The 23,684-nt window shown below is 37.8% G+C and carries 20 protein-coding genes and 1 pseudogene; 8 read left to right on the top strand and 13 right to left on the bottom strand.

What is annotated here, in order from left to right; all coding sequences use genetic code 11:
• The first annotated feature begins 45 nt into the window (after positions 1-45).
• Positions 46-1,086, top strand: coding sequence for a PLP-dependent cysteine synthase family protein (locus V3Z67_RS16740; RefSeq protein WP_330444405.1), 1,041 nt, complete (start codon positions 46-48; stop codon positions 1,084-1,086).
• Positions 1,087-1,295: 209 nt separating this feature from the next.
• Here the strand turns inward: V3Z67_RS16740 and V3Z67_RS16735 are convergent, their stop codons facing one another.
• From V3Z67_RS16735 to V3Z67_RS16720, 4 genes are all read right to left on the bottom strand, one after another.
• A complete protein-coding gene (locus tag V3Z67_RS16735; RefSeq protein WP_330444404.1) occupies positions 1,296-2,027 on the bottom strand; it encodes a head GIN domain-containing protein in 732 nt (243 codons plus the stop codon).
• Positions 2,028-2,123: 96 nt separating this feature from the next.
• The gene (locus V3Z67_RS16730) at positions 2,124-3,167 is read right to left on the bottom strand and encodes a hypothetical protein (protein WP_330444403.1); all 1,044 of its coding nucleotides are present in this window, start codon (positions 3,165-3,167) and stop codon (positions 2,124-2,126) included.
• Complete coding sequence (locus V3Z67_RS16725; protein ID WP_330444402.1) at positions 3,148-3,696, bottom strand: hypothetical protein; 549 nt, start codon at positions 3,694-3,696, stop codon at positions 3,148-3,150. The genes V3Z67_RS16730 and V3Z67_RS16725 overlap by 20 nt, the downstream gene beginning before the upstream one ends.
• Positions 3,693-4,247 (bottom strand): RNA polymerase sigma factor, encoded by a 555-nt coding sequence (locus tag V3Z67_RS16720; protein WP_330444401.1) that lies wholly within the window; start codon positions 4,245-4,247, stop codon positions 3,693-3,695. The genes V3Z67_RS16725 and V3Z67_RS16720 overlap by 4 nt, the downstream gene beginning before the upstream one ends.
• A 183-nt stretch (positions 4,248-4,430) precedes the next feature.
• Here V3Z67_RS16720 and V3Z67_RS16715 point away from each other — a divergent pair, with 183 nt between their 5' ends.
• Positions 4,431-4,925, top strand: a complete 495-nt coding sequence (locus V3Z67_RS16715; protein WP_035134873.1) for a DUF6646 family protein — start codon at positions 4,431-4,433, stop codon at positions 4,923-4,925.
• A gap of 60 nt (positions 4,926-4,985) precedes the next feature.
• Positions 4,986-5,321 carry a hypothetical protein gene (locus tag V3Z67_RS16710; RefSeq protein ID WP_330444400.1) on the top strand — a complete coding sequence of 112 codons (336 nt, stop codon included), beginning with the start codon at positions 4,986-4,988 and terminating at the stop codon, positions 5,319-5,321.
• Positions 5,322-5,326: 5 nt separating this feature from the next.
• Here the strand turns inward: V3Z67_RS16710 and V3Z67_RS16705 are convergent.
• The 4 genes and pseudogenes from V3Z67_RS16705 to V3Z67_RS16690 form a co-directional block, all read right to left on the bottom strand.
• Positions 5,327-5,659, bottom strand: a pseudogene (locus V3Z67_RS16705) (DMP19 family protein); the annotation flags it as partial.
• A gap of 18 nt (positions 5,660-5,677) precedes the next feature.
• The gene (locus tag V3Z67_RS16700; RefSeq protein ID WP_330444399.1) at positions 5,678-5,818 is read right to left on the bottom strand and encodes a hypothetical protein; all 141 of its coding nucleotides are present in this window, start codon (positions 5,816-5,818) and stop codon (positions 5,678-5,680) included.
• A 32-nt stretch (positions 5,819-5,850) separates the two neighbouring features.
• Positions 5,851-6,225 (bottom strand): hypothetical protein, encoded by a 375-nt coding sequence (locus V3Z67_RS16695; RefSeq protein WP_330444398.1) that lies wholly within the window; start codon positions 6,223-6,225, stop codon positions 5,851-5,853.
• Between the two features lie 70 nt (positions 6,226-6,295).
• The gene (locus tag V3Z67_RS16690; RefSeq protein ID WP_330444397.1) at positions 6,296-6,913 is read right to left on the bottom strand and encodes a hypothetical protein; all 618 of its coding nucleotides are present in this window, start codon (positions 6,911-6,913) and stop codon (positions 6,296-6,298) included.
• 285 nt (positions 6,914-7,198) lie between these two features.
• On the opposite strand from V3Z67_RS16690, the gene V3Z67_RS16685 reads away from it, so the two are divergent.
• Together V3Z67_RS16685 and V3Z67_RS16680 are read left to right on the top strand one after the other, a co-directional pair.
• Positions 7,199-7,849: a hypothetical protein gene (locus tag V3Z67_RS16685; protein WP_330444396.1), complete on the top strand. Its 651-nt coding sequence runs from the start codon at positions 7,199-7,201 to the stop codon at positions 7,847-7,849.
• Positions 7,850-7,860: 11 nt separating this feature from the next.
• Entirely contained in the window at positions 7,861-8,355 is a 495-nt protein-coding gene (locus V3Z67_RS16680) for a hypothetical protein (protein WP_330444395.1), read from the top strand.
• A gap of 73 nt (positions 8,356-8,428) precedes the next feature.
• Here V3Z67_RS16680 and V3Z67_RS16675 read toward each other — a convergent pair whose 3' ends face one another.
• The 5 genes from V3Z67_RS16675 to V3Z67_RS16655 all read right to left on the bottom strand — a co-directional run bounded on the left by V3Z67_RS16675 (position 8,429) and on the right by V3Z67_RS16655 (position 13,451).
• The gene (locus tag V3Z67_RS16675; RefSeq protein ID WP_330444394.1) at positions 8,429-9,142 is read right to left on the bottom strand and encodes a YebC/PmpR family DNA-binding transcriptional regulator; all 714 of its coding nucleotides are present in this window, start codon (positions 9,140-9,142) and stop codon (positions 8,429-8,431) included.
• A 91-nt stretch (positions 9,143-9,233) separates the two neighbouring features.
• Positions 9,234-11,276 (bottom strand): S41 family peptidase, encoded by a 2,043-nt coding sequence (locus V3Z67_RS16670; protein WP_330444393.1) that lies wholly within the window; start codon positions 11,274-11,276, stop codon positions 9,234-9,236.
• A 6-nt stretch (positions 11,277-11,282) separates the two neighbouring features.
• Complete coding sequence (gene gcvT / locus V3Z67_RS16665; RefSeq protein WP_330444392.1) at positions 11,283-12,365, bottom strand: glycine cleavage system aminomethyltransferase GcvT; 1,083 nt, start codon at positions 12,363-12,365, stop codon at positions 11,283-11,285.
• A 140-nt stretch (positions 12,366-12,505) separates the two neighbouring features.
• Positions 12,506-12,850 carry a hypothetical protein gene (locus V3Z67_RS16660; protein ID WP_330444391.1) on the bottom strand — a complete coding sequence of 115 codons (345 nt, stop codon included), beginning with the start codon at positions 12,848-12,850 and terminating at the stop codon, positions 12,506-12,508.
• Between the two features lie 106 nt (positions 12,851-12,956).
• Positions 12,957-13,451: a hypothetical protein gene (locus tag V3Z67_RS16655; RefSeq protein WP_330444390.1), complete on the bottom strand. Its 495-nt coding sequence runs from the start codon at positions 13,449-13,451 to the stop codon at positions 12,957-12,959.
• A gap of 150 nt (positions 13,452-13,601) precedes the next feature.
• Between V3Z67_RS16655 and V3Z67_RS16650 the strand changes: the two genes are divergently transcribed.
• The 3 genes from V3Z67_RS16650 to V3Z67_RS16640 form a co-directional block, all read left to right on the top strand.
• The gene (locus V3Z67_RS16650) at positions 13,602-15,095 is read left to right on the top strand and encodes an NAD(P)H-hydrate dehydratase (RefSeq protein WP_330444389.1); all 1,494 of its coding nucleotides are present in this window, start codon (positions 13,602-13,604) and stop codon (positions 15,093-15,095) included.
• Between the two features lie 74 nt (positions 15,096-15,169).
• Positions 15,170-16,678, top strand: a complete 1,509-nt coding sequence (gene hutH, locus V3Z67_RS16645) for a histidine ammonia-lyase (RefSeq protein ID WP_330444388.1) — start codon at positions 15,170-15,172, stop codon at positions 16,676-16,678.
• A gap of 572 nt (positions 16,679-17,250) precedes the next feature.
• Positions 17,251-23,684: hypothetical protein (locus tag V3Z67_RS16640; RefSeq protein ID WP_330444387.1), on the top strand; the 6,434-nt coding region annotated here is incomplete at its 3' end.

Below are 23,684 nucleotides of genomic sequence, written 5' to 3'. Positions count from 1 at the left end.
GTCAATTAAACTTTGTACATAGTTTACCTTACTAACTTATTTTTTATGAAAGAAGAAATAAAAGCCTATAATAATGTATTGGAATTAATTGGGAATACACCACTAATTAAGCTCAATAAAGTTACACAAGGGTTAAAAGGGAATTTTTACGCAAAAGTAGAGGCATTTAATCCGGGCCATTCAACCAAAGACAGGATTGCATTATACATCATTGAGGAAGCCGAAAGAAAGGGTATCCTGAAACCGGGAGACACTATTATTGAAACTACTTCAGGTAATACTGGCTTTAGTCTTGCAATGGTTAGTATTATTAAAGGTTATGACTGCATACTGGCAGTTAGCTCAAAGTCATCAAAAGATAAAATTGATATGCTTCGCGCCATGGGTGCTAAGGTATATGTTTGCCCAGCAAATGTATCGGCAGATGATCCGCGTTCTTACTACAACGTAGCTAAAAGGCTACATGAGGAGATAAAAGGATCGGTCTATATCAATCAATACTTTAACGATTTAAATGTAGACGCTCACTTTACTACTACAGGTCCTGAAATTTGGGAACAAACAAACGGTAAAATTACCCACCTTGTTGCCTGTAGTGGAACAGGAGGTACCATATCGGGGGCTGCACGTTACCTAAAACAACAAAACCCAAATATTAAAGTTCTTGGTGTTGATGCTTATGGTTCGGTACTTAAAAAATACCACGAAACTAAAGAGTTTGACAACGAAGAAATTTACCCATACAGAATTGAAGGTTTAGGTAAAAACCTTATCCCAACCGCAACAGATTTTGATGTTATTGACAAGTTCATAAAAGTATCTGATGAAGATAGCGCCCACACTGCAAGGCATATTGCCAAAACAGAAGGTCTTTTTGTAGGATATACGAGTGGTGCGGCACTACAGGCTGTTAAACAGTATGCTGAAGCTGGTGAATTTGACGAAAACAGTAATGTTATCCTTATTTTCCCTGACCATGGTTCACGCTACATGAGCAAGGTATTTAGTGATGACTGGATGAACGAGCAGGGCTTCTTTGACAGCATTAACATGGAAGCAACTCAAAAAATAGAGTTCATCAAATAATAATAATAATAAGAGAGATTAGTACCAAAAAGATATCAAAAAGCCATCCTGTTAGGGATGGCTTTTTTTATGGATGCAGGATATCCGGGACTACTACTTCCCGTATTTTATTACTGTAATTATATGTTTTTAAGTGTAGTGCTAAAAAAACCATCCCGGCTCAGGGGATGGTTTTTACGAAGTGAGTAAAAGTAAGTATAAAAAGGAGGTTATAAAGCTGCCGTGAACTCACCGGTTCCCTGGCGCTTTAAATCCTGTTCTTTTGGGTGTCCGGCAATAACTACTTTGCCCGAGCCGCTAATTTTTCCTTTAATGGTTTTGTTACAAACAATATCGGCCTTACCTGACCCTGAGAGGTCAATGTCTACATTGGCACATTCAAGACGCTCGGCTTCAATATTACCTGAACCGATAACTTTACATTTAAAATCCTGAACGGCACCTTTTAGTATAATATTGCCCGACCCCAGTACATAAGCTTCGCTACTGGCATTAAAAAGCCTCAGGTCAATATAACCCGAACCTTCCAGCTGAATTTTTATATTGCTTTTTAGGGTAGTCTTACTGTTTATTGTACCCGATCCTTTTAAATAGATATTGTTTAGCGAAGTGTAATAAGGTACTTTGATTTTTACCTTATTGTTTTTGTGCGCCCTGAAGTTTAAGCCTTTTGGCAAACCTATATAAAGGGTATCGTTAATGTTTCTAACTTCCAGTAGGTTAACAATGTTTTCGCTTCCTTCAAGCGATAGCATGTTATTGTGTTCGTCAGACATAAGAATTACTTCAAACGGACCACTTATTCTAAGTGATTGGTAAGCTGTAATTGCTTTTTGCTGTTTTACTTTGTTTCCGTTTCCGGTAATAAGTTTCTGGGTACCCTGTGCGGCACCGGTTAGCAGAGTAAATAATGCTGCTAACAATAATAACTGTCGTTTCATGATAAAAATTGATTTGATTGATGATGATTGATGATTTTTTTGTCTTATTTAAAGACGATGTACTTCATAAAATGTTACTTTTAATTACTTATTTTATTAACTTCTTCCTAAATTGATGTTGCCGTACTGTGACTCTATATATACTTTATTACCTCCGTTTTTCTTAGAGTAACCTTTATAGTTGGCACTGGTATTTCTAACGTTCTTTTCGGTGAAATTAAGTCCGTTACTACCTCTTAAGTTACCATATTGTAGATCGAACTCAAAGTTATAAGCATAGTTTTCGTTAAAATTGATATCTACATTGGTGTAAGCACAGTTTATATAGATGTTTTTGGCATTGTTTTCAATATTTTGAATATCAATGTTACCATAACTGGCAGAAAGATTCATAGCTCCTCTAATAGTACCGAAACGCATACCTATATATTCCCCTTTGCCTTCAATATTCGTGGCTTGTTTTATTTTAAGGTCGCCATATTCTGAATTAAAAGCTATATTGTTCACTTCGTCAATAGTGTAATCAGTATATGCGGTTTTAATTTCAAGATTATTACACTTGTTTATAGTAAGGCGGGAATACTCGGCCTTTATCTCCCCATTAGCCATTGTACTTATAGTTGAGCTGTTACAATACTGTAGCTTTGCACTCACATGGTTAAGCTGATTGGCTTGGATATTACCATACTGGCACTTTAACTCCGAGTGTCCTTTAATATCACCCAGTACAATATTACCATACTGGTTATGAAGTATTATATTTCCGTTTTTCGGGATTTTAATGGTGTAATTAATCTCGATATTGGTGCGTGAGTTAGAGCTGCTGATTTCGGTTTTACAGGCAACCAGTCCTTTGGTGGCATTGAGCTTAACGTCTATACCGTTAATCCTTTTATTTACCTGGTCTTCATTATTGCCCGATACCTTTATAACTACGTCAATACTGGTTTTGCTTTCGTCCCAGGTGGTAACATAAATGTTTCCGTACTGGTTGCCTACCTCGAGTCCGGCATCTGGATTAACAAGGTATACTTTCTGTATCTTTTTCTCTTTGGTATACTTCCCTTTAACCTGCCCGGCATTCATGCCAAACGGAATTAAGAGAAGAAAAGCCAAAAGTTTAAGTGGTAGTGTTTTCATGGTAGTTCTCTTTAATTTTTTTGATGTTTTCAATACGTGTAAGTACTTCTTCAAGGAAGGATATACGTGTTTGCAGGTTAGTTATCATTGCATGGATAATCTGTTTGTTTTCGCCCTTATCAATAAGCTCACGGGTAAGTTTGTTATAATCTTCCTCCAACTTTTTCATTTGTACAAGGGCATCCCTTATAATCATTTCTGTTTCGGGGCTTTTTTCCTTTTCTACTTTTGCCAGTTCTTTTTCTATAATAGATGCAAAGTACATTTGGGTTTCCTGTACCTCGGGCGATACGTTTGCCATTTGTTCTTGCGTAGCATCAGTAGTACCGTTGTTATTGTATACGGTAAAAATTCCAAACAGTATAAGTATAGCGGCAGCTATAGGCAGTATAAGGGTTAGTGGTGAACGCTTTTTCTTACCCTCAAGCCTGTCTAAAAATCGCTGCTGATGTCCCAGTAGAGGTTCGTGTTTATCCCACTGTCCCTCCAGGTTTTTAAATAGCTCGTTTAAATTTTTATCCTCGTTCATGATATTGCTAATTTTTTTAGCAGGCTTTCTTTAGCCCTGCTAATGGTTGTGCGGCAATTGCCGGCTGTTATCTGCATTATTTCACTTATCTCCTCCTGGTCGTAACCTTCTATGTACAGTAAGGTTAATATTATTCTGTAATTTTCCTTTAACGACGCTATGGCTTGCGAAACCTGTTGCACCTGCAGTTGCTGAAAATCAATTTTAGCTTCTTCGCCATTATCGCTGTCTTCCAGTTTATACAGCATGTTGTCTATAGGCTGGGCGGCATCCTTGTTTAATTTTTTGTAGTTGTCTAGGCTATGATTTACTACAATTTTTTTAAGCCAGGCGCCAAAGGCCACCTCTCCTTTAAACGAATCCAGTTTTGTAAAAGCTTTTAAGAACGATTCCTGCATAACATCTTCGGCCCAATGTTCATCTTTTACAATACGTAATGCAGTGTTATACATAGCCCTATAGTACAAATTATAGACTTCAAACTGCGCATTGCGGTTACCCGCCTTACATAGTGTAATGAGATGGTTTATATCGGTTTGCGTTCTTTCCAACTTTTGTTTGCCTGGTTTAATATAATGACTGGCAGGATATCCTTATTGTTACAGTTACAGTGAAAAAAAGTTTTCTAAATTTAATGATTTTTTAAATTATGCCCGTATTTTATGCCTTTTCCTGATTGTGTCTAACTTGTTTTTAAAGTATATTTACGTTAGAAAATTTTTACATTTTACAGCATGAGGACTATTATTGCCATGGCCGCTTTATTGTGTGCCAACTTTATTAATGCACAGGCATTTAACGGAAAAGGAGATACTAAACTACAAATAGGGGCTACCGTACAGGATGGTGGTACCGGTATTGTTGCCACTACTGATTTTGGACTGGCAGATAATCTTTCGTTCGGATTTTCGGCTAGCTATATGCTTTCTGCCGATGATATTTTGGGTCAGGAAGCCGATTTTGGGGACAGAGCCGATGTAAAAGCCCGACTTAATGCCAATATTGGTAATATTTTCGGGATAGGGGATCAGTTTGATGTTTACCCGGGTCTTGATTTGGGATTACGTAATTTTGGCGGACATCTGGGCTTCCGTTACTTTTTCTCAGATGGTTTCGGACTGTATACCGAAGGTGGTATTCCAATCGCTACTTATAAAAGCAACCCCGAAGGTTTTGATAAGTACAATAACCAGTTTGTATGGCAAATAGGGGTATCATTTAATTTTTAAGAGATATATACAATAAAAGCTGCTGATTGGCAGCTTTTATTGTAATTTAATAGTTCTTATATGGAATCAAGATTAATCTATAAATCTAATACAACTTACCTTAATAAGGTTACTTGGGATTTCGTTAATAAGGGGAGTGAGTGGTATTTTATAGGCAATGAGAATATTAATGAAGAAAAGATTATACAGATTGTTAATCAAACTTTTTTAGATAACAGTCTATATATTGTTTTAGACAGGGATGATTCACATGAAATTCAGAAGTCTGAAATCATAAAAAAAATTGTAGCTACCTTAAAAGATAGAGATTTTTCGGTTTGGGACAATAAGTTTCATAAAGTAATTCAGTTTAATAAAAACGGAATTTGTCGTGTTGGAGCAAGAGTTATCAGTTAAAAAAGTTATTTAAATCTTAAATACTCAGCCAGTAAATTACTTATGTTTTCAGGATATTCCCAGTAATCATCATCCAGCTTTTCTAAGTAATTATTAAGGTTGCTATCATCATTGTATAGTTCGTCAATTTTACCTGCAATTATTTTTTTTCTAAACAGCTTATAGTCATCGTTATTAAAGTTAACTGCCAGAAAAGCTTTTTCAATCAAGTCGGCCATTTTAAAAGCCTTAATCCTTTTGAAGGCTAAAATACTTTCTTTAATAAACTGACCGTATCCATTAATAAAATACTGATTAAAACCTCCGTTGTATACTTGGCCGTCTAAAAGGCATACAAGGTATGCAGTACTTTCCTTTTAGGGTAACTCTGTTATATATTTATACCATTTCTCATTGTGTGAAATGCTAAACCAACTTTTTTTAAACCCGCTAACAGCCTTTTCGTAATACAGATTAATTACTTCCTCATCAGGCATTGATTTTATATCTGGATCCATGTTTTGTAGATGCATCAGTAATTAATTAAGTATTACAATCCTAAACTTTTTTGTTGTTGTATTATTTCTTCTCGGGTTGATGGGGTTTTACGAATGTACACAGCTAAACGATACAGTTTTACAGAGCGTTCGTTAAGCCTGTTTATAAAAAGTGTTTCATTATCACCCAGTTCTTGGTATAAATTTTCGTAGAGTGTTCCATCCAGTAAATTATCAATACTTTCTTCCTTTAGGTTTACCAGTTCATTGAAAAAATCAAACGCAGGAGTAACCTCATCGGTAGTTATTAATTCAATTATTTTAGCTGTAAAAACATCAAAATCAGTATACACATCGCTAAGTGATTTCATTTCAATAGCGTTATAAATAGTGTTTCTTAATTTTTCAGTTTTTAAATTAATATTCATAAGTAAACATATTTTATATGTAGGAGAGAAGGTACAAAGAAAGCACCCTAAAGGCTGCTTTTTTATGAATTTAGGATTGTTCTTTAAGTAACCTGTCTACAGGTTCATAATGTTTTTTTCCATAAAGAATAAGTATTTTCTTTTTAGTTGTAGTTTTTATTTTTTCAACAAGATTTATATTTCTTTTATTCTCTACAATTTCTTTCAGGAAGAATTTTTTATCTTCGCTATTAACTGTTTCACAAGTATAGTTTTCACTTCCCAAAGGGGTTTTATAATCACAATCGTTTAATATAATAGAACCCTTTTCTTTCTCAAATTCATTTATCAATACTGTTACTGGTAAATCAACAGGTTGGGAGTTTTCAGGAGTAAGTCCTAAATCAGTATAATCGGGCTGATCTATAAGGTTATATTTTGAAACATATTCTGAAAGGGGTTTAACTTTAGAATATTCCAATAAAGGATCTAAGTTTAATATTTTTCTGAATTTTAAATAATTAATAGTATCGTTTTCTTTTATCACACGGTCACTTTTCTTTAAATAAAGACCTTCATAAAAAACAAAATATCCTTCATTTTCTAAACTGTCAATTTTAGATTTAACATCGTTATAAAATTCGACTTTCCCTAAGTGCATCATCTCGACAAAAACTATTACCTTGTCTTTGTATGTTAATGTTTTCAAAGTTAATTTGGAATCTAAGACTCCTGTTTTTTTTAATGCAATATCAACAATTTTTGAAGCGCATGAACTAATTAGAAGTGTTGTGAAAAGTATAATGATAATTTTTTCATAGTTGATTTTATAATCTGTTTCAAATATAATATGTTATTCTACTCATTACCTGCGGTTCTTTAACAAAAAGTGCTAAAGTTTTCATAAAAAAAAATAACCTTGTGTTAAAGCAACTCTTTGATTTATTACTATTGCAGCATACAATCCACTAATTAATTATTAACATTTTTTATTATGAAAAAAACCTTTTTATTCGCTGCAATTGCTTTTGCAGGAATTACTTTTTTCTCTTGTTCAAACGAGAGTATTTCAGAACAACCAAGTAACTCTTTTAACCTGAAGACGACAGTAGAAACAGTAGAAATTGATTCGGCTTATGTTATCACCGAGAGTAAAAATGCTATGATTAGTTTTGTAGAAGGCGTTACTCCATACTATCATGAGGGTATGACTTTTAATGATTTTAAATGGTCACTTGATCCAGCTTCGGGTTTGGAAAAAATCAAAGCTGAAGGTAGTGATTTGTTAAAAAAATCATTTAGTATTTTGAACAAAGAATCTAGCATTGAAGATGCTACCGGTATTGAAATTATGAGAGCAACCGAAGCAATGATTCAACACAACATTGATTTAGGTCACAAAACAATTGATGAAGTTGATTTAGACAAAGATTCTTTTTGGTTATTCGGTCTGGATCCAAATTCAGTACAAGAAGATACTTCTTTCCTAAAGAAAAAAGGCTGTAAATGGTATCAAATAGGCTGTCATATTTCTAATGTATGGGAGTGGTTAAGTTCAACTGCAAACGGAGGGGGAGCTTCTAATGGAGTAACTCTTGCAGCTGTGGTAACGATTGTAAGTGGCATTTTAGTACTTTTACTATAATTAATTACAAAGTGAAAATATATACTATTTTATTTTTATTTCTTGCAGTACCTCAAACCCTGCTGGCACAGGATAATTTTTCTGTTTCAGCTAATACCGGACTGGTTTTAGCAAAAGAAGATTTAGGCAAATCTGTTGGAGGACGTTTTGGAGTAGATTTTAATCGTTTTGGTCTGGAAGCAAGCTATCAATATTCCGAACTGGATAGCAGCAGTATTAACGACTATATAATTTCTAAATATGCTTTGACAGCAGGTTACAATGTGTATTCTCAGGATAAGAACTTTTTAATGACATTAAAAACGGGGCCTGCATTATTATATTTTAACGGATTTGAAGAAAGTAACTGTTCAAATTTAGGTTTGGATATTTCTGTAGCATTGTCTTATAATTTGTTTGACTCGCTAGATTTGGAAATGGGATTAACCAATAATCTTAATAAAAAGACGAACAGTTTTTTGCAAACCTTTTTTGGATTTAAATATAATTTTAGAAAGAAGAATTAATAACAACATCAATTTATTGCAAAAAAAGCAGCCTATTAGGGCTGCTTTTTTATATGGTATATAACAGGGAATATTAAGATTCCTGCATAGTGTGATACACGTTCATTACGTCGTCATCTTCTTCAATTTTTTCAAGAAGTTTTTCAACATCTGCCTGTTGCTCTTCGTTAAGCTCTTTAGTTACCTGAGGGATCCTGTCAAATCCTGAAGAAAGGATTTCAAGGTTACGGTTCTCAAGTTCTTTTTGTATAGCACCAAAGCTTTCAAAAGGAGCATACATTATGATACCATCCTCATCGGCAAAAATCTCTTCCACACCAAAGTCAATCATTTCAAGCTCCAGCTCTTCTACATCCTGACCTTCTGCAGGGATACGGAAGTTACAGGTATGGTCAAACATAAACTCAACCGATCCCTGAGTTCCCATAGTACCGTTACATTTGTTAAAATAACTACGAATGTTTGCTACTGTACGGTTATTATTATCGGTAGCGGTTTCTATAAGTATGGCGATACCGTGTGGTGCATAGCCTTCAAAAAGTACTTCTTTATAGTTGGCAGTATCTTTGTCGCTTGCTTTTTTAATTGCTCTTTCAACGTTGTCTTTAGGCATGTTTGCCGCTTTGGCATTTTGTATAACAGCCCTTAAACGTGCGTTGGTCTCAGGGTTTGGACCACCTTCTTTTACAGCAATTACTATATCTTTTCCAATTCTGGTAAACGTTTTGGCCATTGCCGACCAACGTTTCATTTTTCTGGCTTTTCTAAATTCAAACGCTCTTCCCATAAATTAATTTTATTTGGAGGAACAAAAATAAGGTTATTAGCTGTTTTTGCAAAATCTTATTAGGGCTGATTGTAAAAAAAGACGCTATAACTTACTTATTTTCCAAATTATAAATATCGGTAAGTATGTTTATGCCTTCTTTTATGTACGGATTGGTTTTTACCAGCTTTTCGCGGTACTCGTTTGTATTGACCAAAAAGTCGTCGTACATAATACGCTGATAGGTATCGCGCGGTGTTTTAATGTGGCTTATCTGTTGCTTGTCTTCAAAGTTACTTATGCTTTTCCAAATGGCATCCATAGTGTGTACATCGTTAAACACACCGTCAAAATTAAGGGCAACAGGGGCTTTGTCTTCCTCATAAATTTTTTTGATGGTTTTGTTAACCAAAAGTATCTCGTTAAAGTCGGCATCCTGACTTATCCTTTCCCTGCTTTGTTTTATGGCGTACTCCCTGTAGTCTAACTTCTCCTTACGGAATTTCAGCCTCACATTAATGCTGTCGTTAGCAAGGGCAGTAGCATTGGTTTTCTCCCTTGGTAAAAAGTCGTTTAGGTATGAGGGAATTTCAATATCGGGTACTATGCCTATGTATTGGTTGCTTTTGCCTGTAATGCGGTAAAACTTATCTATGGTAACCTTTACAAAATCGGTAGGGTTGTTTTGCTGTAACTGAAAAATGGTTTGCATAGTAGCCTTACCCATAGTGGTGTTCCCGGCAACAATGGCACGTCCGTAATCCTGCATTACTCCGGTAAAGAATTCGCTTGCTGAAGCCGAGAATCCGTTAACCAGTATCACTATAGGTCCGTTATAAATACTGCCTCTCAGGTAGTCCTTAATCACATTGCGCGACCTGTTCCTGCCGGTTACTACCGTTAAAGGGCCAAAATCTATAAACATACCGGCGAGCTTGGTAACCTCTTCCATTGAGCCTCCACCGTTAAACTGAAGGTCTATTATGAGTCCGTTTATGTTTTCTTCGTTTAGTTTTGCGATTTCACGTGCCACATCATCGGCACAACCATGAAAACTATTCTCATCGCGGGCTGTATAAAAGCTGGGTATTTTTATGTAGCCCATAGGCAGGGTATCGCCGATAACAAAGCTGTATACCGTATTGTCTTCAGACCGCATTACCTTTTTCTCAAGGTTAACGCTATATACCGTACCGTCGTTTTTCCTAAGGGTAAGTTCCACCGTTCTGTAAGCATCACTAAACACTATATTGGTTATGGTTTCAAGCGAGGCGCATGTAACGGGGTATTCGGTATTTTCCGATGCCAGTTTGAGTATCTGGTCGCCCTTGTCTATCTTTTGGGTTTTATAGGCAGGTCCCCCCGGAACCACTTCCTGTATTATGATTTCCTCATTTTCATTTTGGCTTACATAAATTCCTAATGAATAATTTTCATCGGACACTGCCGATATAAACGTAGATTTTTCGTCGTAATTAAAGTAATTGGTATGTGGGTCAAAGTAGGAACAAAATGCCTCATAAAACCTGTGATGCATATTTTCGTCCAGTCCTTCCTTAGGGTTAAGCAATGCTTCGGTTCGGCACATGTAGGCATCGGCTATTTTAGCCTTTACGCTGTTTTCCATTACGGGTATCTGTGCTTTTAAGGAATCGCGGTTCTTGCTTAGTTTGGCAATATCCTCCAGTACATCATACACAATTTTTTTACGAATAAACTTTTTAAGCTGTTCCTTACTGGTACGGTAGGGGAAATGCTCTTTGGAGTAGTAAATGGAATCGGTACCGTTAAGGTTTATTCCGTCGTAAACAATTTCACTAATGATATCGGTATTACGTTCCAGAGCTGTTTTGTATATAGATACAAAATCGGTAAAAAAGGAACAGTCGTTCCCTGTAATGTAATCGTCTATTTTGTATTTGTGTTTGGAAAGCAGGTCAACCTCTTCCTGTAGCAGGAGCATACGGTTATCGTCCATTTCCCGCATAACCCTATTAAAAACATAAGCCGACAGGCTATCGTCTGTCGGCTTAGGATTAAAATGTTCGCTTTGTAAAAGCGTGTTTATGTTGTAAAACACACTGCATGCCTGCTCGTGTTTTTGTGCCCCTGCAAGCAGCGGGAACAAACAGGCTATCGCTAGTATGTTTTTCATAGGCCTTTACTTTTTGTAGAAAGGGAGCTTCACCACTTTTGCGGCTACATCATTCTTCCTTATCCTGATGTAAATTTCGCTGTCCGGTGCAGCATAGGCAGTTGGCACATAGCCTAACCCGATACCTTTACCAAGTGATGGCGCCATGGTACCCGATGTTACTATACCTATTACATTACCTTCTTTATCTGTAATTTCATAATCGTGTCTTGGTATACCTCTTTCGGTTAACTCAAAACCAACAAGTTTTCTGCTAACGCCTTCTTCTTTTTGTTTTTTGATGGCTTCGCTGTTAGTGAAATCTTTAGTGAACTTAGTGATCCAGCCAAGACCGGCCTCAATAGGTGAAGTGGTATCGTTAATGTCGTTACCGTACAGGCAAAAGCCCATTTCCAGTCTAAGAGTATCGCGGGCAGCAAGTCCTATTGGTTTAATACCATAGGCAGCTCCTGCTTCAAACACCTTGTTCCATACCTGCTCAATATCGGAATTTTTTACGTAAATTTCAAATCCTCCGCTACCGGTATATCCTGTTGCAGAAACAATTACGTCGCTAACACCAGCAAAATCCGCTACTTCAAAGTGATAATATTTTATTTCGGTAAGGTTTACAGAAGTTAAAGACTGCATAGCTTCGGCAGCTTTAGGTCCCTGTATTGCCAGTAGAGAATAGTTTTCTGAAGCGTTTTCCATAGTAGCGCCCACATCGTTTTTAGATGAAATCCAGTTCCAGTCTTTCTCAATGTTAGAAGCGTTTACTACTAAAAGGTATTTTTCTTCACCCATTTTGTAAACAATAAGATCGTCTACAATACCGCCGTCTTCGTTAGGAAGGCAAGAGTATTGAGCGCGCCCTACAGTTAGGGTAGAAGCATCGTTTGTTGTAACTTTTTGAATAAGTGCAAGGGCATTTGGCCCGGTGATGAAAAATTCACCCATGTGAGATACATCAAAAACTCCCACACCGTTCCTTACTGTTTCGTGTTCTACATTTACCCCTTCATATTGTACAGGCATGTTGTATCCTGCAAATGGTACCATTTTAGCCCCAAGGCTTTCGTGTATGTGCGTTAGCGCAGTATTTTTCATCTAGAATAATAATAAAGTTTCAACGGCGCTAATTTATTGAAAAAAACGCACTAATGGCATGCTATTGTCGGGAAATACAAATTATTTCACAATTTTTGGGTTTAATATTAAATGAATATGCATTGTTAAAGTAAAACCTGCTATTTAGTAGATGCAATAACACCTTTTATAAATTGTATACCACCAAAGAGGATAGCACCCCAGGCAATAACATTTCTCGAAGCTAAAGTAACTATTAGTCCGCCTATACACCATACAGCGCCCCATAGCATATCTTTATTTGCTCTGCTTTTTCGGGCCTGCTCAATTTCATCTTCAAGCCTGTCTACCACTATTTGGGCATTTTCTTCACTCATACCTTTGGCTACAAGTGCCATTTTAACTTCGTAGGAGTTTTTGTCTTTGTTTATAAATAAGTCGGCGGCATATTCATAAATGTGGTTAACAGCTTCCTGTTCCTGCTGTGGGGTAAGGTTGGTTTCCATAATGATTTGTTTTTGTTGGTGTTGTAAATATATGAAAAGCAGGTAATTACAAAATAAAATATTTTCAGGTTACCGTATTGCCACTAAATTAGTTTGTAAACAAAATTTATTGGTTTAGGTTTGTTAAACTAAACTCATTTTGGTCTTTTAAAGCAGTATCAATGGTGAGAATTGCTTCTAATTTGTATTTGTTTAAATCTTCGTCAAGATATATTTCTAACGGTCTTGTTTTATAAAAGAAAACAGTATAAAATTCGTCATCGAAAGATAAAACGACTTTAAAGTTATCTTTAAAAATTTGCTTAAGTTTTTGTGCCAGTGAATTGGAGTAGCCAATGGCACACATCAGATAATTATGCGATACATCTTCATTAATGTAATCGTTAATTAATATCTTGTTGTGTAAAACTTCAGCTGCGGTTTTGTCATAAAAAACGGGGTTTTCCCCTCCTGTGTAAATTGAGGATAAAAAATAGCAGTTAGATACAATTATAATTTCATCTTCTGTAATGTTATCTGCAAGCTCACATGGCTCAATATTACGAATATCAATTCCAGTGCTGATTTTATCTCTAAATAAATTATTAAACTGATATCTCATTTTACCGAAATTCTTTTTTTAAGATGATTTTATAACAAACACCAATGTGTGGTTTATAAATGGGCAGGTTAAATATTTGTTTTATCTGCCTGCCATCTAAAAGCTTTATTATAAATTTACTTAGTAAAAGTATTACAAATAATAGTAAACATGAAAATTTTTGACGTTGAAGCCAATAGGGAAGCCGACAGAGTAACTGTAGAACGACAGGGTATAACTTACTACGAGCTTATGGAAAGGGCAGGGACAGAGGTGTTCCAGTGGCTAAAACGTAATTTCCCTGATAAGGAAACGCTTTTTCATGTAATATGCGGTCAGGGTAATAACGGTGGTGACGGACTGGTAGTTGCCCGCCTGCTGTATGAGTCCAAATACCGTGTGGTACTCGATATACTGGAAGATGCCGGAAAACCTACTGCTGATTTTACGGCCAACCTGAAACGTATTAATAAAGACGGGATTAAATACAACAACAAAGAGATATACCAATATACTGATGGTAAGTTGGTGGTGATAGATGCTATTTTCGGGATTGGGCTTAGCCGTGAGCCGGAAGGTTCGGTTAAGGAGATGATTGAAAAAATTAATCACAGTAATGCGTATGTGGTTTCTATAGATGTGCCTTCGGGGGTGTTTATGGACAGGAAAACAAATTTTGCGGTACACAGTGATGCCGTACTAACTTTCCAACAACCCAAGCTTTCGTTTTACCTTTCAGATAATTATCAGTACATAAAAAAAGTAGAAATACTGGATATAGGGTTAGACAGGGACTTTATTAATACAGTTGAGACCAACTATTTCCTTACCGATAGTTTTGAGGCACACAAGCGCTACATGCCTGTAGATCCCTTTACACATAAAGGCAAACAGGGGCATGCACTTATTATTGGGGGTAGCTATGGCAAAATTGGGGCAGTATGCCTTGCGGCGAAGTCGGCCTTAAAATCAGGTTGCGGACTCATAACTGCCTACCTGCCCAAGTGTGGCTACGTAGTGATACAGTCGGCATTCCCAGAAGCAATGGCAATAACCAATGGTGAGGAACATATTACCCATATCAATTTTGATTTTGAACTCAAAGCAATAGGTATAGGTCCGGGAATGGGGCAGCATCCCGAAACTCAAAAGGCTTTCCACGATTTTTTAATTCGGTACAAACATCCGTTAGTTATAGATGCCGACGGACTAAATATATTGTCCTATAATAAGGAATGGTTAGAACTACTTCCTGTAAATACCATACTTACTCCGCACCCCAAAGAACTGGAACGTTTAATGGGAACTTGGAACGATGGTTTTGATAAAATAGAGAAGATGAAAGCCTTTTGTAAAAAGTACCATGTAATACTTGTAGCTAAGGATGCCCGTACAATGGTAGTATATGGCAATGAGGTACATATAAACGCATCGGGCAATGCGGCACTGGCAACGGGTGGTAGCGGCGATACGCTTACAGGTATTATTACCGGATTACTGGCACAGGGTTACACTGCTGCCGATGCTGCGGTTTTTGGAGTATACCTGCACGGACTCACAGCAGATATTGCCCTGCCGCAAACCGGAATGCAGGCTTTCACTGCATCTATGATACCTGATTATATAGGAAAAGCCTATCATGAAATCGAATCAAATCATCCTTAATATTGAAAAGTTGATAAAAATCTTGTTTTTTAAATAAGGTTTAATGAATTTTGGGGCTTCAATTCAACGTATAAATGGAAACAATACATTATATAAGCAGCGACCTGCTTTCTATTGAAGTCGTAAACGAAATTATTACTCAGGGCAAAAAACTGGAGCTTAGCGAGGAAGCGAGGCTGAACATTGAAAAATGCCGAACGTACCTTGATGAAAAAATGAAATCGCACAGCGACCCTATTTATGGTATAAATACAGGATTTGGTTCGCTATATAATGTAAAAATATCTAACGAAAACCTGTCAAAACTACAGGAGAACCTTGTAAAATCACATGCTTGTGGTACAGGGGAGGAAGTACCGCAGGAAATCGTTAAGATTATGCTTCTGTTAAAAATACAGTCGTTAAGCTACGGGCATTCGGGCGTTCAGCTGGAAACCGTACAAAGGCTTATCGATTTTTACAATAACGATGTTTTACCGGTTGTTTACAATCAGGGATCTCTTGGAGCATCGGGCGACCTTGCTCCGTTGGCACATCTTTCATTACCGCTATTAGGTGAGGGAGAGGTAAATATGGACGGTTTCCGTCAGCCTGCTTCAAAAGTTTTGGAGAAAATGGGGTGGAAGCCTATAGTGCTTAAATCTAAAGAAGGTCTTGCGTTGTTAAACGGTACTCAGTTTATGAGTTCATACGGTGTGTATGTTCTGCTTAAATCAATTAAGTACTCTTACCTTGCCGATGTTATTGGTGCTATCTCCCTTGAAGGTTTTGACGGAAGAATAGAGCCGTTTAATGAGCTTATCCACATGGTGCGCCCTCATAAAGGACAAATTGTAACAGCACAACGTTTTAACCAGTTGCTTGAGGATAGTGAGATTATAGCACACCCTAAACAACACGTTCAGGATCCGTATTCGTTCCGTTGTATACCACAGGTACACGGTGCTACAAAAGACACTATTGATTATGTGAAAAAGGTATTCCGTACCGAAATCAACTCGGTTACCGATAATCCAAATATATTTATTGACAGCGACCAGATTATATCGGGAGGTAACTTCCACGGTCAGCCACTGGCATTAACGCTTGACTTTTTAGGTATAGCCCTGTCTGAACTGGGAAGTATTTCAGAAAGAAGAACGTATCAGTTAATATCAGGCCTGCGCGGGTTACCACCATTCCTTGTGGCAAATCCCGGGCTTAACTCGGGCTTTATGATTCCGCAGTACACTGCAGCAAGTATTGCCAGCCAGAACAAACAGTTATGTACGCCTGCAAGTGCCGATAGTATAGTATCGAGCAACGGGCAGGAAGACCATGTGAGTATGGGGGCTAATGCGGCTACAAAAGCACTTAGAATTATTGAAAACCTAGAGCGTATACTAGCCATAGAGCTTATGAATGCCTCTCAGGCTATTGAGTTTAGAAGACCGCTAAAATCAAGCGACTTTATAGAAATGTTCCTTAAATCATACAGGGAAGAAGTTCCGCTTGTGGAAGACGACAGAATACTGCATTATGATATTGAGAATACCATAGCCTTCTTAAATAACATGCAAATAGACGAAACTGTAGTAGATTAATATTAAAAAAGCCTCCTTAAAGGATGCTTTTTTAATACATACCATTTTATATGAAAATACCCACTTTTGGGTATTTTTTTTGTTTTTACCCACAAGATATTTGTATTCAGTAGTCTGTAAATACTTTAATCAGGTATAAAAAAACACTTTTAGGTGTTTTTACCCATTATTAAAAAACAGGTAATTCTACTCTAAAATTAAATAATCCTAAAAATTACCTTTGCATAGCCTATATATTTTTTAAATAAATCAAGTTTTAAGGTATATTTATTATTTAATAGAAAAATACCTGTTAAATAAGTTAATTAAATCTTAAATAAAATATAGAAAATACTTTATATTAGCATGTTGAAATAACAAGAGTAAAACCCAATAATTAATGCCTATGAAAAAAACTACCTCACTCCACTACCTGAACTGTCTTCTTTTATTTGATTATTAATTAATCTGTACGGTTCAATCTATTTAAAATATAATTAGCTATTGGCTTTTTGAGCTTTTTTGTCCGGGTGACAGGAAGGCATTTTGTTATTATAGCAAGTAAACAACCCAATTATTATTACATACCACCTATGATTAAAACCAGAAATTTATTATTCAAACTAACAATGCTGTTTGCCGTTTTACTTTTTAGTGAAATAGCTTATTCACAGTGTGCCAATTATGGTACAGCGCCTAATCAGGATTTTGACTGTGACGGTGTAATAAACAGCGACGACCTTGACGATGACAACGATGGTATTTTAGATACCGACGAATGTGACGTAACACTGGCAGCAACAACCTTTAACCTGTTTGCTCCGCCTAACTTCTTTCACCCTGACGAAATATGGAATATTGTAATATCGGGCGATGAGGGGACAACAATTACTTTTCTTGGTTCCACTTATGTTATTCCAGCTTCACAAACGCTTGTAATAAGTGTAACAGGTGCTCAGGTGCCAGATCTTTCCAATAACGTGGTCCAGTCGGGCAAAAGTCTTTTACTAGTTGCCGATATGCCGGTAACAATAATACACGAACTTACAGGTGCTAACACAAGCGACTCGTGGGTAGTACTTCCCGAAAAAATATGGGGCAACAGCTACAGGCTGTTTACGTATCACTATTCGGATAATGGACAAAAAGATCAATATGCCATGATTTACAGTGCTACCGATGCTAATAACGTACTGATAAAAGACAAAACCGGTGTTGTTCAAAAAAGCTTTACATTAAATGCGGGAGAAACCTATCTTCAAACAGGGGTAGACCTTAATATGACAGGGTGGACGGTTGAGTCTACCTATAATGTAGGAGTAATTGTTGGTGTTAAATGTGCCAATACTCCATATGGTGCCTGTGATAATATTGATGAGATGTTATTGCCTACAAACATGTTAGGTACTAAATTTTATATCTCAAACACTGCAAGTAATACTACTTATGTAATGGCCGATGCCGATAATACAACCGTTACACTTAACGGCAGTATTGTGACTACACTGGCAAATGCCGGAGATGTTTATTCTTTTAATGTTTCGGCTACAGATCTTAACGTGGTTGAAACCAGTAACATTGCTTCGGTATGGCAGTTAAGTCCTAATAATAACGATCCTGCATGGCAGTTGGTACTTGATGAGAGTAAAGCTGTAAACAGTTTTAACTTTTCTATACCAACCTCCATGACCACATCAAATGTACTGGCACTTATAGCACCTACAGCCAGTACCTCCCTTGTTTTATATAATGGTGCTCCTGTAACGGGATGGGTTCCATATCCTAGCTCACCCGGTACATCATATGCCGAGGTATCTGGTATAGCTGCGGGTACGGCAATCAATGTAACATCTACAACGGGTAATGTACCTATACTTTCTTCATATACAGGTATTGGTGATTATATAACGAACTCTACAGCACCTTCTATTGGTAACTATAGTGTAGATACAGGAGTACCAAATTTATTAGATTGTGCTGATAGTGATAACGACGGTTTCCCTGATTATGTTGATTTAGATAGTGATAATGACGGCTGTAGTGATGCTAACGAGGCTTATGGCCTGGCTGATGCCGATGGTAATGACGGAGATATGTACTATGGTGTAGGGCCTGTTGCCGTAAATGCCGATGGTACTGTTATAGGAGCCTCTTATGCAGGAACAAACAACAATGTTACTACTATAGGAACAGGAAGCACTATTGATACGCAACCTGTTGAGCAGTCGGTTGAGGTTAATGCTAACGTTGTATTTACTGTAGCGGCTTCAGGTGGTTCGGGAACAACAAACTACCAATGGCAGGAAAGTACTGATAATGGTACTACATGGACAGATATTACCGATGGCGGAATTTATAGTGACGCTACTACAAATACTCTTAACTTAACAGCTGTTACTGCTGCAATGGCAGATTATGACTATAGGGTGGTTATTACCCAGTCTAACTTTGTTTGTGGGTATGTGGTTTCAGATGCTGCTAATCTTTGTGTGGTATCGGCTGCTACGGCTGTGGCTGATTTTAGTGCCAATACCTGTAATGAAATTACGGTTACTGCAAACGTACCGGTTCTTGGTACGGGGCTTTGGACTATAGTATCGGGTACAGATGGTGTTTTAGGTACAGATACAGATGCCGAAACTTCTTTTACAGGTACACCGGGCGCCAGCTATGTTTTACGTTGGACGATTACTAATGGTACCTGTGTTTCTGAATTCGACCTTCCAGTTGATTTACCGGCTTCGCCAACAGTTTCTACAGTTAATCAAATTAATATTCTGTGTAACGGAGAAACAGATGGTAGTGCAACTGTAGCGGTTACCGGAGGTACTGCACCATATACGTATTTATGGAATGACGGTCAAACTACAGCTACGGCTACGGGTCTTGCTGCAGGCGATTATACTGTAATTGTAACAGATGCCAACGGATGTTCTGTAGTACAGGACTTCACTATTACAGATCCAGATGCTATAACAGCAACAGCAGGTACTACTCAGGTTGATGTACTTTGTAATGGTACAGCTACAGGTAGTGCTACTATAGATGCAACAGGTGGTACAGGTACTTATACTTATTTATGGAATGACGGTCAAACTACAGCAACTGCAACAGGTTTAACAGCAGGGAATTATTCAGTAGTTGTTACCGATGTTAACAATTGTACTTATACACATAACTTTACCATTGATGAGCCAGATGCTATAACAGCAACAGCAGCTACAACTCAGGTTGATGCACTTTGTAATGGAGCTGCCACTGGTAGTGCTATTATAGATGTTACAGGTGGTACAGGTACTTATACTTATTTATGGGATGATAGTAACGCACAAACTACAGCAACTGCAACAGGTTTAACAGCAGGGAATTATTCAGTAGTTGTTACCGATGCTAACAATTGTACTTATACACATAACTTTACTATTGATGAGCCAGATGCTATAACAGCAACAGCAGCTACAACTCAGGTTGATGTACTTTGTAATGGAGCTGCCACTGGTAGTGCTACTATAGATGTTACAGGTGGTACAGGTATTTATACTTATTTATGGGATGATAGTAACGCACAAACTACAGCAACTGCAACAGGTTTAACAGCAGGGAATTATTCAGTAGTTGTTACCGATGTTAACAATTGTACTTATACACATAACTTTACCATTGATGAGCCAGATGCTATAACAGCAACAGCGGGTACTACTCAGGTTGATGTACTTTGTAATGGAGCTGCTACAGGTAGTGCTACTATAGATGTAACAGGTGGTACAGGTGCTTATACTTATTTATGGAATACAGGAGATACTACTGCTACAATTAGCGGTTTAACAGCAGGGAATTATTCGGTAGTTGTTACCGATGCTAACAATTGTACTTATACACATAACTTTACCATTGATGAGCCAGATGCTATAACAGCTACAGCAGGTACTACACAGGTTGATGTTATATGTTATGGTGAAGCAACTGGTAGTGCTACTATTGATGTGACCGGTGGTACAGGTACTTATACTTACTTATGGAATACAGGAGATACTACTGCTACAATAAGTGGGTTAACAGCTGGTAACTACTCAGTAGATGTAACCGATGCTAACGGTTGTGTTTATACACATAGCTTTACAATTACAGAAGTTTATACTATAACAGCAACAGCTGCTACCACTCAGGTTGATGTATTGTGTAATGGTGCTGCTACAGGTAGTGCTACAATAGATGTTACAGGTGGTACAGGTGCTTATACTTATTTATGGAATACAAATGAAACTACTGCTACAATAAGTGGGTTAACAGTAGGAACTTATTCAGTAGTTGTTACAGACAGTGGTAGTGGTTGTAATTATACTCATACTTTTACCATTAACGAACCTACTGCTTTAGCAGTTACTTCTTCTTTCACAGATGTTTTATGTAATGGAGAAACTAACGGTACTGCTACCGTAGCTGTTACCGGAGGTATTACTCCTTATACTTATGTATGGGATAACGGACAAACTACTGCTACGGCTACAGGGCTTGCACCTGGTGATTATACCGTAACAGTTACCGATGCTAATGGTTGTTTAGTAGTGCAGAACTTTACAATAGATGAGCCCGATGCTCTTGCAGCTGCTACAGGATCTACCCAAAATGATGTATCGTGTAATGGCGGTGCTGATGGTGAAATTACTGTTGTAATGCAGGGGGGGGTTACTCCGTATTCTTATGCATGGAGTGACGGACAGACTACTGCTACAGCAACCGGACTTGCCGCAGGAAATTACACTGTTACTATTAGTGATGCTAATGGTTGTACTTTAACAGAGAATTTTATTATATCTCAGCCGGATGCATTAGCTCTTACTCCTAATACCGTTGTAAATGATGTGTTATGTAACGGCGGTGCGAGTGGGTTAATTACAGTTGACGTTCAGGGAGGTATAGCTCCATATAGTTACCTGTGGGATAATGGTCAAACTACAGCTACAGCTACAGGTCTTGTAGCAGGTACTTATACTGTTGATGTAACTGATGCTAACGGTTGTGTTTTAACAGAATCGTTTACAGTTAATGAGCCTACTGCTTTATCTACAACAGGTTCACAAACTAATGTGCTTTGTAACGGAGACGATAATGCTACAGCTTCGGTAATTGTATCGGGTGGTGTTACTCCTTATACTTACCTGTGGAGTAACGGTGAAACTGCCGATACTGTTACAGGGCTTGCTGCCGGAACTTATTTTGTAACGGTTACTGATGATAACGGTTGTATTATTATACAGAACTTTAATATTAGTGAACCGCCTGCATTGATTGAAGGTGCTGCAACTACACAAACAGATATTCTTTGTAACGGTGCTGCTACCGGAGAAATTAACTTAGTTGTTGAGGGTGGTGTAACACCATATACTTATTTGTGGAATGACGGACAAACAACAGCTTCATTAAGCGGACTTACAGCAGGAGTTTACACAGTTGATGTAGCCGATGCTAATGGTTGTATACTTAGTCTTGAGTTTGAAATTACCCAGCCTGATGCTCTTGTTGCAACAGATGCTACTACGCAGTCTAACGTTACTTGTAACGGTACGGCAACAGGAGAAGCTACTATTGATGTAGAAGGTGGTGTAATGCCATATACTTATGCCTGGAGTGACGGACAAACAACAGCTACTGCTACAGCTCTTGTAGCCGGTACATATACGGTTGATGTAACTGATGCTAACGGTTGTGTTTTCACACAGGAATTTGTTATTACTGAGCCGGATGTTTTAACACTTACCGCATCTCAGGTAGACGTACTTTGTAATGGTAACAATACAGGAGAGGCATCAGTAACGGTTTCAGGTGGAACAATGCCTTACGAATATTTATGGAGTGACGGACAAACTACTGCTACAGCAACCCAGCTCGTTGCCGGAGATTACAGTGTACTTGTAACCGATGCTAACGGATGTTCAATCACTCAGGATTTCACTATCACCGAGCCTGAACTACTTACCGTAACTATTGACAGCACTAACATTACCTGTTTTAATGCTGCAAACGGTACAGCTACAGCTATCGTAGCCGGTGGGGTATTACCTTACCAATATGCATGGAGTAACGGTGAGACTACCGATATGATTGAAAACCTTACTCCGGGAGCTTACACGGTAACCATTACCGATGCTAACGGATGTACGGCTACTGCAACAGTAATTATAACTCAGCCTTTACAGCTTACAGGTTTCATTGCACAAACCAATGTGTCATGTAACGGTGGTAGTAACGGTACGGCTACAGCCAATGCCAATGGCGGTACGGCTCCGTATACTTACCTTTGGAGTAACGGACTTACAACACAAACTATTTCAGGCCTTACAGCCGGAAGTTATAACGTAACCATTACCGATGTTAACGGTTGCCAGATCATTAAGGGATGTACTATCTCTCAGCCATCTCCACTTTTCATAACAGCGGGTCAAACCAATCCTACCTGTATAGGTGCTGCTTATGGTGAGGCAAACGTAACTGCTGTGGGTGGTGTTATGCCATATACTTACCTTTGGAGTAACGGTGCTACTACAGCAAACATTACAGGTCTTACAGCAGGTACTTACAGTGTATTTGTAACCGATGCCAATGGTTGTTCTAACTCGGCAAACGTAATTATACAGGGACTTCCTGCAGCGACATTTAACGCACAGCCTGTAGATGATTCTACTCCGTTTGACGGTGATGCTCACTTTACTGTAGATGTGGCTAATGCTTACAGCTACCAGTGGCAGGAAAGTAATGACGGCGGTACTACATGGTACAACCTTACAGATGGTGGTGTGAATCCTACTTATATTGGTGTAAATACCAATATGCTTTCTGTTGTACATGCTCCGCTAAGCCTTAACAACTACCAGTACAGAGTAGTAATTAATGAGGTGATAGGTTGTGGTGCTTCTTCACAGGCGGCAACCCTGTTAATCAGAAACAGATTATGGGCAGAGGCTGATGATTTTAGCGATGTTGAAATCCACGAAGGTACAGGTGGTGTGGCAGGAGATGTTACCTTAAA

The sequence above is a fragment of the Flavobacterium sp. C4GT6 genome (assembly GCF_036347315.1).
In the GTDB taxonomy this organism is placed as follows: Bacteria; Bacteroidota; Bacteroidia; order Flavobacteriales; family Flavobacteriaceae; genus Flavobacterium.
This window is presented reverse-complemented; position numbering and strand designations above follow the sequence as displayed.

Coding starts and splice junctions, on each gene's coding strand:
- V3Z67_RS16685 (WP_330444396.1), top strand. CDS start 7,199: ATGAAAAAAACCTTTTTATTCGCTGCAATTGCTTTTGCAGGAATTACT.
- V3Z67_RS16670 (WP_330444393.1), bottom strand. CDS start 11,276: ATGAAAAACATACTAGCGATAGCCTGTTTGTTCCCGCTGCTTGCAGGG.
- V3Z67_RS16675 (WP_330444394.1), bottom strand. CDS start 9,142: ATGGGAAGAGCGTTTGAATTTAGAAAAGCCAGAAAAATGAAACGTTGG.
- V3Z67_RS16655 (WP_330444390.1), bottom strand. CDS start 13,451: ATGAGATATCAGTTTAATAATTTATTTAGAGATAAAATCAGCACTGGA.
- gcvT (WP_330444392.1), bottom strand. CDS start 12,365: ATGAAAAATACTGCGCTAACGCACATACACGAAAGCCTTGGGGCTAAA.
- V3Z67_RS16695 (WP_330444398.1), bottom strand. CDS start 6,225: ATGAATATTAATTTAAAAACTGAAAAATTAAGAAACACTATTTATAAC.
- V3Z67_RS16730 (WP_330444403.1), bottom strand. CDS start 3,167: ATGAAAACACTACCACTTAAACTTTTGGCTTTTCTTCTCTTAATTCCG.
- V3Z67_RS16700 (WP_330444399.1), bottom strand. CDS start 5,818: ATGGATCCAGATATAAAATCAATGCCTGATGAGGAAGTAATTAATCTG.
- V3Z67_RS16710 (WP_330444400.1), top strand. CDS start 4,986: ATGGAATCAAGATTAATCTATAAATCTAATACAACTTACCTTAATAAG.
- hutH (WP_330444388.1), top strand. CDS start 15,170: ATGGAAACAATACATTATATAAGCAGCGACCTGCTTTCTATTGAAGTC.
- V3Z67_RS16740 (WP_330444405.1), top strand. CDS start 46: ATGAAAGAAGAAATAAAAGCCTATAATAATGTATTGGAATTAATTGGG.
- V3Z67_RS16715 (WP_035134873.1), top strand. CDS start 4,431: ATGAGGACTATTATTGCCATGGCCGCTTTATTGTGTGCCAACTTTATT.
- V3Z67_RS16660 (WP_330444391.1), bottom strand. CDS start 12,850: ATGGAAACCAACCTTACCCCACAGCAGGAACAGGAAGCTGTTAACCAC.
- V3Z67_RS16650 (WP_330444389.1), top strand. CDS start 13,602: ATGAAAATTTTTGACGTTGAAGCCAATAGGGAAGCCGACAGAGTAACT.
- V3Z67_RS16725 (WP_330444402.1), bottom strand. CDS start 3,696: ATGAACGAGGATAAAAATTTAAACGAGCTATTTAAAAACCTGGAGGGA.
- V3Z67_RS16735 (WP_330444404.1), bottom strand. CDS start 2,027: ATGAAACGACAGTTATTATTGTTAGCAGCATTATTTACTCTGCTAACC.